12 protein-coding genes are annotated in these 15060 nt (G+C 44.9%); 7 read left to right on the top strand and 5 right to left on the bottom strand.

Annotated elements, in window-relative coordinates:
• Positions 1-137 precede the first annotated feature (137 nt).
• From cmk to AC1DFM_RS00935, 3 genes are all read left to right on the top strand, one after another.
• Entirely contained in the window at positions 138-827 is a 690-nt protein-coding gene (gene cmk / locus AC1DFM_RS00945; protein ID WP_477074850.1) for a (d)CMP kinase, read from the top strand.
• 612 nt (positions 828-1439) lie between these two features.
• The gene (locus AC1DFM_RS00940) at positions 1440-3392 is read left to right on the top strand and encodes a tetratricopeptide repeat-containing sensor histidine kinase (protein ID WP_477074849.1); all 1953 of its coding nucleotides are present in this window, start codon (positions 1440-1442) and stop codon (positions 3390-3392) included.
• Positions 3393-3461: 69 nt separating this feature from the next.
• Positions 3462-4229 carry a LytR/AlgR family response regulator transcription factor gene (locus tag AC1DFM_RS00935; RefSeq protein ID WP_477074848.1) on the top strand — a complete coding sequence of 256 codons (768 nt, stop codon included), beginning with the start codon at positions 3462-3464 and terminating at the stop codon, positions 4227-4229.
• A gap of 258 nt (positions 4230-4487) precedes the next feature.
• Here AC1DFM_RS00935 and AC1DFM_RS00930 read toward each other — a convergent pair whose 3' ends face one another.
• Positions 4488-5708 carry a 4-hydroxy-3-methylbut-2-enyl diphosphate reductase gene (locus AC1DFM_RS00930; protein ID WP_477074847.1) on the bottom strand — a complete coding sequence of 407 codons (1221 nt, stop codon included), beginning with the start codon at positions 5706-5708 and terminating at the stop codon, positions 4488-4490.
• 33 nt (positions 5709-5741) lie between these two features.
• Positions 5742-6620, bottom strand: coding sequence for a rhomboid family intramembrane serine protease (locus tag AC1DFM_RS00925; RefSeq protein WP_477074846.1), 879 nt, complete (start codon positions 6618-6620; stop codon positions 5742-5744).
• Positions 6621-6976: 356 nt separating this feature from the next.
• Between AC1DFM_RS00925 and rpsA the strand changes: the two genes are divergently transcribed.
• A complete protein-coding gene (gene rpsA, locus AC1DFM_RS00920; protein WP_477074845.1) occupies positions 6977-8878 on the top strand; it encodes a 30S ribosomal protein S1 in 1902 nt (633 codons plus the stop codon).
• A 180-nt stretch (positions 8879-9058) separates the two neighbouring features.
• On the opposite strand, the gene AC1DFM_RS00915 is transcribed toward rpsA, so the two are convergent.
• Together AC1DFM_RS00915 and hxpB are read right to left on the bottom strand one after the other, a co-directional pair.
• On the bottom strand, positions 9059-9823 hold the full coding sequence (locus AC1DFM_RS00915) for a cyclase family protein (RefSeq protein WP_477074844.1): 765 nt from the start codon (positions 9821-9823) through the stop codon (positions 9059-9061).
• Between the two features lie 159 nt (positions 9824-9982).
• On the bottom strand, positions 9983-10642 hold the full coding sequence (hxpB, locus tag AC1DFM_RS00910; RefSeq protein WP_477074843.1) for a hexitol phosphatase HxpB: 660 nt from the start codon (positions 10640-10642) through the stop codon (positions 9983-9985).
• Between the two features lie 551 nt (positions 10643-11193).
• Here hxpB and AC1DFM_RS00905 point away from each other — a divergent pair.
• The 3 genes from AC1DFM_RS00905 to AC1DFM_RS00895 are packed head-to-tail and all read left to right on the top strand — an operon-like array spanning position 11194 to position 14705.
• Positions 11194-13305: a nitrite reductase gene (locus tag AC1DFM_RS00905; RefSeq protein WP_477074842.1), complete on the top strand. Its 2112-nt coding sequence runs from the start codon at positions 11194-11196 to the stop codon at positions 13303-13305.
• 30 nt (positions 13306-13335) lie between these two features.
• Positions 13336-14112 carry a uroporphyrinogen-III C-methyltransferase gene (gene cobA / locus AC1DFM_RS00900; protein ID WP_477074841.1) on the top strand — a complete coding sequence of 259 codons (777 nt, stop codon included), beginning with the start codon at positions 13336-13338 and terminating at the stop codon, positions 14110-14112.
• Positions 14112-14705 (top strand): precorrin-2 dehydrogenase/sirohydrochlorin ferrochelatase family protein, encoded by a 594-nt coding sequence (locus tag AC1DFM_RS00895; protein ID WP_477074840.1) that lies wholly within the window; start codon positions 14112-14114, stop codon positions 14703-14705. Before cobA ends, AC1DFM_RS00895 begins: the two co-directional genes overlap by 1 nt.
• A gap of 1 nt (position 14706) precedes the next feature.
• Here the strand turns inward: AC1DFM_RS00895 and AC1DFM_RS00890 are convergent, their stop codons facing one another.
• Positions 14707-15048: a DUF488 domain-containing protein gene (locus tag AC1DFM_RS00890; protein WP_477074839.1), complete on the bottom strand. Its 342-nt coding sequence runs from the start codon at positions 15046-15048 to the stop codon at positions 14707-14709.
• Positions 15049-15060 lie beyond the last annotated feature (12 nt).

The following is a 15060-nucleotide window of genomic DNA, read 5'->3' as shown; positions in this document are numbered from 1 at the left end:
TTGTGTGGAGAGGAGAGCAAAACTTGCGCTTGTCATCTCCCCACAAATCCTAATTCCCAATTTCTTTGTTTTTCTCGCTGATTTGGCGCAATTTTGTAGCGTTCTTCCCTATAGACGATTCATTTAAACAGATAGTTTTGAAAAAAATAATCATCACGATAGATGGCTACTCTTCATGTGGCAAAAGCACCCTGGCCAAGCAATTGGCTAAAAAGCTGGACTATACCTATATAGACAGCGGTGCCATGTATCGTGCAGTGACCCTGTATTTTATTCAAAACCGTATCGACTGGATCTCACATGAAGCAGTAGCCACTGCCCTGAAGGATGTACACCTGGATTTTGTGCCCAATTCTCTCACAGGTTTATGCGAAATGTACCTGAACAATGAGAATGTGGAACACCTGATCCGGGAAATGATTGTGGCAGAGAAAGTGAGCGAAGTGGCCGCTGTAAAGGAAGTCCGCGACTTTGCCGTGGCACAGCAAAAGAAAATGGGTACCCGCAAAGGCATCGTAATGGATGGCCGCGATATCGGCACCGTAGTATTCCCACATGCAGAACTGAAGATCTTTATGACCGCTGAAATCGCCATCCGCGTACAGCGCCGCTTTAAAGAACTGTATGAGAAGAACAAGAATATTACGCTGGATGAAGTAAAACAAAACCTCGAATTAAGAGATTATATTGATGCCAACAGGGAAATAAGTCCATTACGCAAAGCAGATGACGCTATTATCCTGGATAACAGCCACTTAAACCTGGAAGACCAGCTGCAATTAGTGATGCAATGGGTAGAGGATGCAATAATGGCGCACTCCTCATAAAATATTATTTTCTTTTATTAAAACTCTTTTATACATTTGTCGTGTAGCTGTTAATGTTACCACAACCCGATAATTTTTCCACATCCTCCCGAATTTCCAACAGAATTTATTTGCATGTTAAATGCTTGTCTCTTTTATAGGCACATTTTGCATACCCAACCTTATCCTCTCTGAAAATACTGCTTAGGTAATTTTCATATAGTAAGTCATTAGTGCCAACGATTTCGTGCTGTTGACCCGACTGAATAAGACAATAGAACAAGTGCGTAACACGCGTTATCATATACCGTGCTTTCGGAAAAGGTCTTATCCTAGCTATATCCACAAGGACCCTTTGCTATTAACCGATTATAAATTGCTATTATATAAAATTCAGCCGACTGTAGTATCACCGCTACTTTCAGGCATTTAAAGGTAATGTGGGATGGCGTGGTTCGCCATGGCCGTCCCATATTTTCAGTAGGTGTATTCGGTTAATAGGAAGAAGGGGCGAATTCTTTCGCCCTTTCGCTTTTTTAAAACTTTTTGATTGTCAGTGGATTATTATGCGTAGTACTACTTGCAGGTTATTCATAATTCTTTTTTAAATTGTGTTGTCTCACAGACCAGCCAATGTCTATTAAAGGTGTATGTTTTTTGTTCCTGCTCCTCCTGGGAGTCACTACAGGAACGATAGCGCAGGATTCCCTGCGAATGTCCAGATTAATGGATTCTATTCGTACGCTCCCCAATGACACCGCTAAAGTATCCTTGTTGCTTAAAACTGGCGCCGCCAATAACCGCTATTTCGAATCTCATAAGCAGGAAAATGGCTTCCTGCAGGAGGCGTTGAATGTATCGCAACGTATTAAGTACACGAAGGGAATTGCTGCGGCATATAATGAAATCGGTACCAATAAGCGGAATAAATCGCTCTATATCGTAGCGGAAGATTATCACGAAAAAGCCCTGAAAGCGGCAGAAGAGGCAAAAGATACGCCCCTCATCGTTTTCGCACTCAATAATGCAGGGGTGGACTGTCGCCGGCAGGATAAACTGCAGGAAGGGTTCGATTACCATCTGAGGGCGCTGGTGCTGGCCGAAAAAATCAACGATATCCGCAATATCTGCGTTGCCACCAACAGTATCGGCAACATACAGCTTACTACCGAAAAGTACGATGATGCCATCGCTCACTTTAACCACGCACTGGAGCTCGAAGAAAAAAGTCACAATGAGTTGGGCGTAGCCATCAACCTGGGAAACCTGGGATACGCATACCAGGGCCAAAACAAGCTGGACCTGGCCATTCAGTATTATAAACGCTCCCTGAATATGAATCTCAAAATGGACCGCCCCATTGGGATGGCCATTTGCTACAACGCGCTGGGTGCTGCTTATAAGGAAAAGAAGGATTACGCCACCGCCATGGAATACCTGGAGAAAGCGCTGGAGGTAAATGATAAGGTAGATGATAAAGTACATGTGGCTGAAAGCTACCTGAGTATCGGAAAATTACTGGGAGCACAGGGAAGGCATGAGGAAGCCCGCGACAATATGATGGAATCCATTCATATCAGTACTTTCTGGGGATTTAAGTCCATGCTGATGGATGCGTACAAAGCCCTGGCAGAAGATTACAAGGAGAGCGGCGATTTTAAAAAATCATTGGAAGCAACCGATAAATCCCTGTTGTATAAAGATAGTATTCTCGATGAACGCTCTGCCATGGCCCTCACACAGATGCGTACCATTTATGAGGTTGACCGGAAAGATAATCAGATTCGCGGTTTGGAGCACGATAAAATGGTCAACGAACTACGTACCAGGCGAAATGTAACCACTACCTTTTTCCTGGCCGCCTTCCTGTTAATGGCGGTAGTAGGCGGGTTTTTCTATATCCGTCACCGTAACCTGCAGGCGAAAAAGCAAACCTTGCAACTGGAACTTCGCTCGCTGCGCTCCCAGATGAATCCTCACTTTATTTTTAATTCCCTCAGCTCCATTCATCGTTATATCTGGAGTAATAACCAGGAAGAAGCTTCCGACTACCTGACCAAGTTTTCCCGGCTCATGCGCCTGATCCTCGACAATACACAGCATACTTTTGTTACTTTAAATAAGGAACTGGAATCTTTAAGGTTGTATCTTGACCTGGAATCATTGCGCTGCAATGGTATTTTCGACTACTACTTTAATATTGATCCCGAAATTAATGACGAAGAAGTACTGATCCCGCCAATGATCCTGCAACCCTATGTGGAAAACGCTATCTGGCACGGACTCGTACATAAGTTACCGGAGGAAAAAGGATCACTGACCATAGATATTGTTTTAAAGAATCGCAGCCTCGTATGTACTATTACAGATAACGGGATAGGCCGCAAGAAAGCGATGGAAATAAAAGACAGAAAAGGACGCCTGCACAATTCAGTGGGCATGAAGGTGACTGAAGGCCGGATAGACCTGATCCGGAAAATTAATAATAAAGACGCCAGGGTCATGGTAACAGACCTGGAAGATGAGGCCGGGCAAGGCATCGGCACCAAAGTGACGATTGTATTGCCCGCTGAATTTATATTTTAACGAGGCACATTTTAGAAACCACACTTCATCCTTAAACCATAAAACAGCGAATAGCTGAAAGTTAATTGTATGAGCGAAATCAAAGCTATCATTGTTGACGACGAACAACATTGCATAGATGCCCTGCAAACAATGTTACAGAAAAAGTGTCCTGGTGTACAGGTAATTGCTACTGCTAAAAGTGTACGGGACGCGAAAGAGCTGGTAGATGAATTACAACCTGACCTGGTATTTCTGGATGTGGAAATGCCCTACCAGAATGGGTTTGAGCTGTTGAAATTATTTGAGAAAGTATTTTTCGACGTCATTTTTACGACAGCTTATGAGCAATATGCTTTGAAAGCCATTAAGTTTAATGCGTTGGATTACCTGCTGAAACCCTTTAGTGTAAAGGAATTACAGGATGCACTGGATAAGTGCAGAGAAAGAAAAAGCAATCGTGTCAAAGATCAGCAGGGCACTTCTCCTATGGATGTATTCCTGCAAAACATGAAAACGTTGCAGCAAACACATAAAAAAATCGCGCTGCCTACTATCAATGGCCTCGTGTTTATGCCCGTGCAAAACATTGTGCGATGCGAGTCTACCGGGAACTATACCCGCATTTTCTTTACGGATAAAAAGAACCTGATGGTATCCCGTCCACTGAAGGAGTTCGAAGAGCTGCTGTCGGATGTGGACTTCTTCCGGGTACATAATTCACACCTGATCAATATGCAGCAAATGCAGTCTTATATACAAGGTGAAGGCGGTTTTGCCCTGATGAGCGATGGCACACAGGTAGAAGTTTCCAGAAGAAGAAAGGCTGACTTTTTAAAGAAAGCGATGCAGTTCTAAATAGGATTTTAAAAAGCCCGTTCCGATTTTATTCGTTTTTATGCCAGTTATAGCTATTTACCTACCATATAATAAATGGCTATTGCGGGCATATTATAGATAGACTACTTTTGAATTACGATTTCAATATTAACACAATATAAAGATTTTATACTCTGCATTACTAGCGTGATTAGCCCCAAAGAAAAAAGACACCTTCGTGGTGTCTTTTTTGTTATATCTTATAAGATAAGAGTAATCTACATATAGTTTATATTGTTAAACTGTGGCCAGTTCATCCGCCTTGTGCTCCAGTCCGTAGAAGGACAGCAGCCGGCGGATCACTCCTTCAACGAGGGCGTCCGGACAGGAAGCGCCACTGGTCAGTAATATGGTCACCTGGTCTTTTTGAGGCAGAAAGGTATCGCCGTTAATTTCTTTTTTATGATGGAAATCCCAGTGATTGATGGTAGTGCTGGAAAGCATATGTTCGGGAGATGAGATAAAATAGGTAGGCAATTTTTCCTCACACAGTTCCACCAGGTGCGAAGTATTGGAGCTGTTATAGCCGCCCACCACAATCGCCAGATCTGCTGGTTCCAGTAGCATACCGGTAACGGCAGTTTGGTTGTCGTTGGTAGCGTAGCACAGTGTATCGCGGGTATCTGCAAATCTTTCGCCGGTAGTAGCCTCAGTGAGTTCAAAAGTGTTCACCATTACCTGACGGATATAATCGGCGATGGCCTGTGTTTCGGTAGCCAGCATCGTAGTTTGGTTCACTACACCCACGCGTTGCAGGTCTTTGGCTGCATCAAAACCGGTAGAATACTGGCCTTTAAACAGATCATAGAATTCTTCGGGCTGCCGCTCGCCGGTAATAAATTCTGCCAGCAGGGAAGCTTCTTTAATATCTTTTACTACTATCGTGGGGGTACCGGCCTGGCTATGGGAAAAGGTAGCTCTGGTTTCCTCATGTTTAGGCTTGCCATGTACAATGACGGTGTAGTTTTTTTGTCCGATTTGTTCTGCTTTATTCCATACCCGTTCTACGAAAGGGCAGGTGGTATTGTATTTCAGTGGTTCTATACCCAGTGAGGCCAGTTGTTTTTCTGTTTCCAGGGTGGTGCCAAAAGCAGGGATGATCACAATATCATCGGGCTGCAGTTGTTCCCAGGGTACCAGTTGGCGGCCAGAAGTATCCATAATAAATTGTACGCCTCTGTCCAGCAGATCATTGTTCACATGCGGGTTGTGGATCATTTCACTGAGCAGGAAAATGCGTTTGTCCGGATTTTCATCTACGGTTTTGAAGGCAATTTCGATGGCATTTTCTACGCCGTAACAAAATCCAAAGTGGCGGGCCAGCAAAATTTTGATCGGACCAAAGTCCAGTTCAGTAGGAGAAAAGTCTTTTTTCATGCGGTCCTGCTGCTTGCGTTGATTTTTAATGGCGCTGATCAGCGGACTGCGATATATGACGGGAACGTTAAATGTCTTCATGTGTTAATGGCGGAAATTGAGCGACAAAGTTAATCAGTTTTCTTTGCTCACTTTGTCTAACCAGGCTTTTTCTTCTGCACTCAGACTCTGATAGCCCTTTTCATTGATTTTATCCAATAGTTGATCCAGCCGGGAAGGGTTAGCATCGTCTGCTTTCTTGACTACTTTCAACGGCGACTTTTTAGGTTTGAATTTGCGGGCAGCTTGCCGGTTTTCCCGGCGGGTGTTGGCGTCAAATAACCAGATCAGAGGTTTACAGAGATCGGTGCCGGCCTGCAGGGTGCGGATATAGAGAAAGCCCAGGAGGGAGCCTCCCATGTGGGAAATCAACCCGCCAATGTTACCATTGGGAATAGAGATCAGTCCCAATACTACCAGTGCAATGGCCAGCCATTTCAGTCGTACGCTGCCAAAAAACATCAGCCCTATCTCATAATTGGGCATTAAAGTAGCGGCTGCCACTAAAATACACATGATAGCAGCAGAAGCGCCTATCATGGTGCTGCCTACATACCCTGGAAATAAGACGCTGCTTAAAAGATATAACAAGCCACCGGCAATACCTCCCAGCAGATATAACGGGAGCACCCGTTTATTACCCAGGAAGTCACGGAAAAGGTTACCGAACCAGTAAAGATTAATCATATTAAACAACACGTGGAATATTTCCTCGTGTGTAAACATGTAGGTGAGGAGTCCCCATGGCTTTAATATAAAGGCGCTCAGCGGCACGTGCATGGCCAGCTGATCATAGGCCCATATAAGTGGAGCGGGTTGTTTGGTCAGAAAAGCAATAAGACGTATGATGTTAATCCCCAGAAATACCACGATGTTCCAGAATAACAAATGGTTCACCGTATTACCTTGCCTGAGCCAATAGCGAATATCCGATTGAAAAGAGGTCCCGTTCATATACACAAATTAAAATAAAATCCGGGATTAAATAATAGTAATTAACATTTTGAATGAAGGAAAAATAAGCCGCACCACTGCAAATAAATAACAGTTCCCTCTTCTTGTTATATCAACAATAAATCCGCTTTCTGGTTGCTTTTTTGTCAAAAAAAATGCCTGTTTACGCAGGTTAATTTTTTGTCGTAGTGTAAAAATCAATCATACATTTAAAAAATATCTGAAAACTGCGCCCTATCCGGCAGGGAATAGGGCTTTTCTTCAATAAAAATGCGGATAAACGGGTATTTTTTCGTATTTTTGCCGTCCCATAAAACAGGGAGTCCGGGTATTCCGGCTTAAATTTTCAATTTTTTATGAGCGAAAACAACATTTCTAACGAACAAAACGCTGAACAACAGGCACCGCAGGCAGTTGCGGCTGAAACAGCGACACCAAAGGCTCCTGTAGCTAAAGTTGAAACCGCACACGACGATTTCGACTGGAGCGTTGACAAACGTAACGTTTCTTCTTACAGCAAAGAAGAAAAAGCAAAGTACGATCTGACTTATGACAGCACTTTCAAAGTGTTTGAAGAAAACAGCCTGCTGACAGGTACTGTTGTAGGTTTAACCAACACAGACGTAGTTATCAACATCGGTTTCAAATCTGATGGTTTGATCTCTCTGAACGAATTCCGTGATTTACCAGGTCTGCGCATCGGTGACGAAGTAGAAGTACTGGTAGTGGAAAAAGAAGACCGCGATGGTAACCTGCACCTGAGCCGTAAACAAGCTCGTCAAAAACGTGCATGGGAAAAAATCGTGGAAGTTTACAAAACAGGCGAAGTGGTTACTGGTACTGTTACCAGCAAAACCAAAGGCGGCTTGATCGTAGACGTGTATGGTATGGAAACATTCTTACCAGGTTCACAGATCGATGTGAAACCAGTTACCGATTACGACCAGTTTGTAGGCAAAACTATGGAGTTCAAGGTGGTGAAAGTAAACGAAACCATCCGCAACGCCGTTGTTTCCCACAAAGCGCTCATCGAAAGCGATATCGAACAACAAAGAGTGGATATCATCAGCAAACTGGAGAAAGGCCAGGTGCTGGAAGGTACTATCAAAAATATCACCGACTTCGGTGCGTTCATCGACCTGGGTGGTCTGGACGGCTTGCTGTATATCACCGATATCAGCTGGGGCCGTATCTCCCATCCGAGCGAAGTGCTCCAGATGGATCAGAAAATCAACGTTGTTGTGCTTGACTTCGATGACGAAAAACGTCGCATAAGCCTCGGCTACAAACAACTGACTCCGCATCCATGGGATACTTTACCAGCTACTATCACCGAAGGTGCTAAAGTGAAAGGTAAAGTAGTTAACATCGAAGACTACGGTGCATTCCTGGAAATCATGCCAGGTGTTGAAGGTCTGGTTCACGTATCTGAAATCTCCTGGGCTTCTACCCCTATCAACGCTAAAGAATTCTTCAAATTAGGAGAAGAATACGAAGCAGTGGTAGTTACCCTGAGCAAAGACGAGCGCAAAATGAGCCTGTCTATCAAGCAACTGACAGAAGATCCATGGTCTACTATCGAAACTAAATTCCCAGTTGAAAGCCGTCACAAAGGTATCGTGAAAAACATCACTCCTTATGGCGTATTCGTTGAACTGGAAACTGGTATCGGTGGCATGATCCACATCTCTGACCTGAGCTGGATTAAACGTTTCAACCACCCATCTGAATACACTAAAGTAGGTAGCGAAATAGATGTAGTGATCCTGGGTATTGACAAAGACAACCGCAAACTGAGCCTCGGTCACAAACAGATCGAAGAAGATCCATGGAACACCTTCGAAACTATCTTCCCGATCAACTCCGTACACGAAGGTACTGTTGTGAAGAAAGATGATAAAGGTGCTACTGTTCAACTGCAGTACGGTCTGGAAGCTTACGCTCCTGCTCGTCACCTGAGAACTGAAGATGAAAAACCAATTAACGTTGAAGACGTGAAAGAATTCATGATCATCGAATTCGATCGCTCCGAAAAACGTATCCTGGTTTCTCATACCAGAGTTTGGGAAAAAGCACAGGCTGAAGAAAAACAGGCTGTTGTGAAAGAGAAGAGAGAAGAAGCAGACAAAACTCGTAAAGCAGTGAAAAACATCCAGGGTAAAGTAGAAAAAGCTACTTTAGGTGATCTGGGTGCTTTAGCTGAACTGAGAGAAAAACTGAAACAATCTGAAGGTGGCGAAGAAAAAAGCGCACAATAAGATCCCGTTTCATTAAATAATAAATCCCGCTTCGAGTAACATCGGAGCGGGATTTTTTTTGAGCCGAAAGCATAAAGCGGAAAGCAAAAAGCTATTGAGGCGGATGATCTAAGCGAGTATTGTTTTCCGCTCTGGTCATCCGCCTCAATAGCTTTTTGCTTTCCGCTTTATGCTTTCGGCTTACTCAAATATCGCCACCACCCTCGCCGGTGCTGCGCTGGCTCCTTTTATCTTCAACGGAAATACACTCACTTTAAAACCATAAGCCGGTAATGCGCTAAGGTTCACCAGCTGCTCCATATGGCAGTATTCTTTTTGTTGCCCTACCAGGTGTGCCTGCCAGAAATAATTATCGCGTTGATTGGCTTTCGCCTGCTGTGCCATGTATTTCAGCGGTAAATCAAATCCCCACTGATCAATCCCCATTACTTTCACCCCCTGATCTATGAGCCAGTGCGTGGCTTCCGCACTCATGCCTGTGCCGCGCATGGGATATTCCTTTGTGCCGATATATTGATCGCGCCCCGTATGAATTAATACAATTGTTCCCGGTGTAATCACGGCGCCACTTTTTTCAAGATCCGCACGTATATCCGCTACCGTTATTTCTTCAAAATCCGCTTTGTGTGTCATATTCAGTACCACCCCATTGCCATAACACCATTCCAGAGGTATTTCATCAATGGTTTTGGCTGGTTGGCCATTCACCGTAGGTGCGTAATGCCATGGCGCATCAATATGGGTGGCGGCATGTACACCCATGCCAATGATTTTATCATCTGCCCATCCCTCAAATCCTTTAGGGAAAAGCTTTGCCGGGAGTCCAATGAAAAACCGGATCAGGCCTTTACTCTGTTTATGTGTTTTGTGCTTTATTTTGATCCGCATAAACCAGGGATCTTGCTTATTGTAAGCAATCGTTTTGGAGAGGTCGATGATTTTCATGGAGATTGTATTTTCATGGCAGCTAAAAGCATAAAGCGGAAAGCAAAAAGCTATTGACGCGAATAACCAGAGCGGTAGTTCAAAATTACTTCTCCACACTTGTCATTCGCTTCAATAGCTTTTTGCTTTCCGCTTTATGCTTACGGCTCTTAAAAAAATCTATTTGATCAATAAAGATAATTTGGCGTCGTTAAATTCCAGCAGGCTATCCAGTTGCAGGTTTGCCAGCGAATAACGCGGATCTTTCCGGTTATGCGCTTCCGGCACCACCACGGTGGTCATGCGCGCCGCTTTGGCAGCAGTCATACCGGTAACAGAATCCTCGAATGCAATACAGTCCAGCGGATCGCTGCCCAGCGCCTTGGCGCAGGCCAGATACACGGCTGGATGCGGTTTGCCATAATCTTCAAACTCAGCGGAATATACGGCCTGGAAAGCGTCTTTTATCTGTAAATGATCCAGTACCGCATTGATCAGGCGCAGGGGAGAAGAAGAAGCCAAACCTATCTTGAACCCTTTCTCTTTAAAATACTGCAGGATATAATGTAAACCCTCCATAGGTGCACCTTCGGCGATGATTTTCGCAATAACGCTGTCGATTATTTCAGTTACTACCTGCTCGGAACTTTTTCCTTCCCATTTATAATAGTTATGCCAATAGCTCACCACTTCCTTGGTGCGTAACCCGGTGGTTAAATGAGTCAGCTCAGGGGAAAGCTGCACGCCTACAGTAGCAAATACCTTCCGCATAGCGATACCCCATAATGGTTCTGAATCTATCAGCAGGCCATCCATATCAAATATTACCGTGTCTAACATATACTTCCTTTAATGCGCGGCAAAGATAAGAAGAACTGCGGGCAGATGCCAGTGGAATTGATACGTAGTTCCGGAAACTATCCGGCGGTATCCATCTCCCCCATAACAATATGTTATACCGGATAAAATTTGGTTATTACCCCGCTGCGCCTACCCGCCGCCAAATTCCCGCCAATTCCTTTGTGGTGCCGCATTTATATACGCCTTTCCATATTCCCCCCCGCCAGCCGCCAATTTCCCCCCTTTTTGGTGCCTTATTAAATGCTAAAAAAGTTTTGGAAAGATGGGCTGCATTTATATCTTTGTATTACTCTACTAAAATTATAGGGAATATGGGTAATGGGATGAAAATGTGTCGCAGTAACCGTTGTTGTTTAACAACACCTGCGAGGCGCGTGTAATAAGGAAGATCAGTGATCAGCTTACTGTAAATCATCATTATACGAGGCCTCCGCAAATACCCGGGGGCTTTTTGATTTTAATACGAACGACCAGCAACCCCCAACCAGGATTATAAAAATTGCTTTTACCACCACCTGAAAATACATTTTATGCAAAGCTTCAGAACAGAATTGGAAAATCCGATCGTACAACAAGATATTATAGACCTGGAGAAGAAGATTCGCCTGTTCCGCGAAGGCGCTATTTCGGACGAAAAATTCCGTAGCCTCCGTTTGGCAAGAGGAGTGTATGGACAACGTCAGCCTGGTGTACAAATGGTGCGCATCAAATTACCCTACGGTAAAATGACCCTGCAACAATGGAACCGCATCACCGAAGTTTCTGATGAATATGCCACCAGCAACCTGCACCTCACCACCCGCCAGGATGTGCAGATTCACTACGTGAGCCTCGATAGAACCCCTGAACTCTGGTCAAAACTGGAAGAAGATAGCATCACCATCCGCGAAGCCTGCGGTAATACCGTGCGTAACGTAACCGCCTCAGACCGCGCTGGTATTGATCCGGAAGAACCATTTGATGTAACACCTTACGCAGATGCTACCTTCCGTTATTTCCTCCGTAACCCGGTAAGCCAGGAAATGGGACGTAAAATAAAAATCTCTTTTTCTTCTTCCGATAAAGATACTGCCTGGTCTTTTATGCACGACTTCGGCATGATCCCTAAAGTTAAAATCATAGACGGCAAAGAAGTACGCGGCTTCAAAGTATTGGTAGGCGGCGGTTTGGGCGCACAACCCTTTCTCGCTAAAACCGTATACGAATTCCTCGAAACAGATTTGCTCCTCCCTTATATTGAAAATGTACTGCGCGTATTTGATCGCTATGGCGAAAGAACCAGCAGAAACAAAGCCCGCATGAAATTCCTTATCCAGAAAATAGGAATAGAGGAATTTGAGCGCCTGATTAAGGAAGAATATAAAGCAGTAAAGGTAAAAAGTGTACCTATTGATGCAGATGCCTGGGTAGCCACCGCTCCTCCGGAAATCGGTACAGTGCCCACTTACAGCATCAAAGATCCAAAGAAATACGAAGCGTGGAAAATCACCAACGTATTCGAACAAAAACAAAAAGGCTACTTCGGTGCGTACGTGAAAATCACCCTGGGTAACATCGGCTCCGCTATCAGCCGTCAGCTGATTGAAGCACTGCGCCCCGTGATTGCAGATGATGTACGCGTTACCGCCAACCAGGGCTTGTTGCTCAAATACATATTGCCGGAACACCTGCCCTATGTATACAGCGCACTGGAAGCGGCCGGTTTCGCAGAACCAGGATTCGACAGCATCGCCGATATCACTGCCTGCCCCGGTACAGATACCTGTAACCTCGGTATCTCCAGCAGCACAGGCATTTCAAAAGTGCTGGAAGAGGTGATCAAAGATGAATTTCCAGACCTCATTTATAATAAAGACATCAAAATTAAGATCAGCGGATGCATGAACTCCTGCGGCCAGCACGGTATTGCCAGCATCGGCTTCCATGGTAGCTCCATGAAAAGCGCTGGTAAAGTACTGCCCGCCCTGCAGGTACTCCTTGGTGGTGGTATTGTTGGCGATGGCGCTGGTCGTGTAGCCGATAAGGTGATAAAAGTACCCAGCCGCCGCGGCCCGGATGTATTACGCAGCTTGCTCCACGACTACGAAATCAATGGCGGCGAAAATGAACTGTTCAATGAATATTACGATCGTCAGGGCGAAAAATATTTCTACGAGTTGCTGAAACCTTTGGCAGATCTTACTACCCTCACCGCCGGCGACTTTGTTGACTGGGGCCAGGCACAGGATTATGCCACAGCCATTGGCGTCGGAGAGTGTGCGGGAGTGATCATCGACCTGGTAGCTACCTTGCTGCTGGAAGCAGAAGAAAAGATAGAACTGGCCAGCGCAGCCATCATTAACGGTGCTTATGCCGATGGTATTTATCATACGTATTCTTCTTTTGTACAAGGTGCAAAAGCCCTGCTGCTGGGAGAAGGCGTAAGCGGTAATACACAAATTGGTATCATCAACGATTTCGATAAACACTTTGTAGCGACCGGCAAATTCAGCTTCGATCCTGATTTTAAATCAGTGGTGTTGCAGATTAACGCGAACGAGCCAACGGAAAGTTTCGCGAAAACTTATTTCGAACAGGCACACAGTTTTTACAAGGCAGCACAGGTATATCGCCAGAAAACGAGCGAACTGGTGCAGGCGTAATTATTCAATCATCCACACAAAAACCAACTCATGCAAAATATACAACCCAAACTCACATTGATAGGTGCAGGCCCAGGAGATCCGGAATTGATCACTGTTAAAGGGTTAAAAGCCATTCAAAACGCCAGAGTAATCCTTTATGACGCATTGTCCAGCAACGAACTGCTGGACCATGCGCCGGCTAACTGCCTTCGTCGTTTTGTAGGTAAGCGTGCAGGCATGCACGTTTATTCGCAGGATGAAATAAACAGGATGATTGTAAAATATGCATTGACCTATGGCAGTGTAGTACGCCTGAAAGGAGGCGACTCCTTTGTATTTGGCCGTGGTCAGGAAGAAATTGCTTTTGCCCAACAGTTCGGGATTACGGCGGAAGTAATTCCCGGGATTTCCAGCGCCATTTCTGTACCGGGTGTGAACAAAATTCCGGTAACGGCGCGCAACGTCAGCGAAGGCTTTTGGGTGATTACTGGAAACACACAGAACGGCAATTTATCCCGCGACCTGGACCATGCTATCAGTGCCAACACTACCGTGATTATCCTGATGGGAATGAGTAAATTAGCAGAAATTGCACAGATCTACAGCGCAGCAGGAAAAGGGAATACCCCCGCCGCTATTATCCAGAATGGTACGCTACCCACCCAGAAAATGGGCGTAGGCAACGTGGCCGACCTGCTGGAAATAGCCGCTACGCATGATCTGCACAACCCTGCGGTACTGGTAATTGGTGAAGTGGTAAGTTTCCACGAAGCCTTCCAGGCCTTAAAAACCAAGGTGTCAGCAGAACTTAAAATTGCCGTATAATGGAAGAAAACCAATTATTCCCGGTGTTTTTCAAATTGCACCGCCTGCATGTACTCGTCGTAGGCGGTGGAAATATCGGACTGGAAAAAGCCAATGCCATGCTGGAGAATTGCCCGGATGCAACCATCACCATCGTGTCATTGGATTTTTTGCCTGAACTGAAAGCGCTCACGCGCCAGTATCCGAATATCGCCCTGGTGCAGAAATCCTTTTCCTGTGGCGATTTGCTGGGGAAAGACCTGGTCATCGCTGCTACCAACGACAAAGACTTTAATTATCATGTATGGGAGAAAGCCAAATGCAGCAAGGTGCTGATCAATGTGGCCGACACACCGGAGTTATGTGATTTTTACCTGGGCTCTATTGTCAGAAAAGGAAATCTCAAAATCGCTATCTCTACCAATGGTAAATCACCTACCATTGCCAAGCGCCTCAAACAGGTATTGCAGGAAGCTATTCCGGATACGCTGGATGAAGTACTCAACAAATTATCACTGATCCGTGATAAATTATCCGGCGATTTTGCCAGCAAGGTGAAAAAGCTGAACAGCATCACAGATGTGCTGGTAAAGCCCGAAAGTGAAGAAGTGTAAATTATTTTTGGAGCAGCGATAATAGTACCTGCGCCTGATTGTTTGTTTCGTCTTTTGCCCCGTAGACCAAAGTTACCCGATGATGTTGCGCTCTTTTTTTGATATCGGCCAACAACTCTTTTTTCTCCTGTAATTCCTGCAAATATTTCGTTTTGAATTCAGCAAACCGTGTGGTATCATGATGAAACCATTCACGTAGTTCGTTGCTGGGCGCTATTTCTTTGGCCCATTCATCTACATGCGCTTTCTCTTTGGTAAGGCCTCTGGGCCAGAGCCGGTCTACCAGAATGCGATAGCCGTCTGTGTCTGCATAGTCGTCGTATACGCGTTTAATTTGTATCATACTTTTACTAAC

This window comes from Chitinophaga sp. 05T412 (assembly GCF_056396465.1).
Note: the sequence above shows the minus strand (reverse complement) of the source record. Positions and strands in the feature narration are given on the sequence as shown.

Bases quoted from the DNA above. Each gene is read 5' to 3' on its own strand.
- AC1DFM_RS00940 (WP_477074849.1), top strand. From the start codon at position 1,440: ATGTCTATTAAAGGTGTATGTTTTTTGTTCCTGCTCCTCCTGGGAGTC.
- AC1DFM_RS00935 (WP_477074848.1), top strand. From the start codon at position 3,462: ATGAGCGAAATCAAAGCTATCATTGTTGACGACGAACAACATTGCATA.
- AC1DFM_RS00930 (WP_477074847.1), bottom strand. From the start codon at position 5,708: ATGAAGACATTTAACGTTCCCGTCATATATCGCAGTCCGCTGATCAGC.
- AC1DFM_RS00925 (WP_477074846.1), bottom strand. From the start codon at position 6,620: ATGAACGGGACCTCTTTTCAATCGGATATTCGCTATTGGCTCAGGCAA.
- rpsA (WP_477074845.1), top strand. From the start codon at position 6,977: ATGAGCGAAAACAACATTTCTAACGAACAAAACGCTGAACAACAGGCA.
- AC1DFM_RS00915 (WP_477074844.1), bottom strand. From the start codon at position 9,823: ATGAAAATCATCGACCTCTCCAAAACGATTGCTTACAATAAGCAAGAT.
- hxpB (WP_477074843.1), bottom strand. From the start codon at position 10,642: ATGTTAGACACGGTAATATTTGATATGGATGGCCTGCTGATAGATTCA.
- AC1DFM_RS00905 (WP_477074842.1), top strand. From the start codon at position 11,194: ATGCAAAGCTTCAGAACAGAATTGGAAAATCCGATCGTACAACAAGAT.
- cobA (WP_477074841.1), top strand. From the start codon at position 13,336: ATGCAAAATATACAACCCAAACTCACATTGATAGGTGCAGGCCCAGGA.
- AC1DFM_RS00895 (WP_477074840.1), top strand. From the start codon at position 14,112: ATGGAAGAAAACCAATTATTCCCGGTGTTTTTCAAATTGCACCGCCTG.
- AC1DFM_RS00890 (WP_477074839.1), bottom strand. From the start codon at position 15,048: ATGATACAAATTAAACGCGTATACGACGACTATGCAGACACAGACGGC.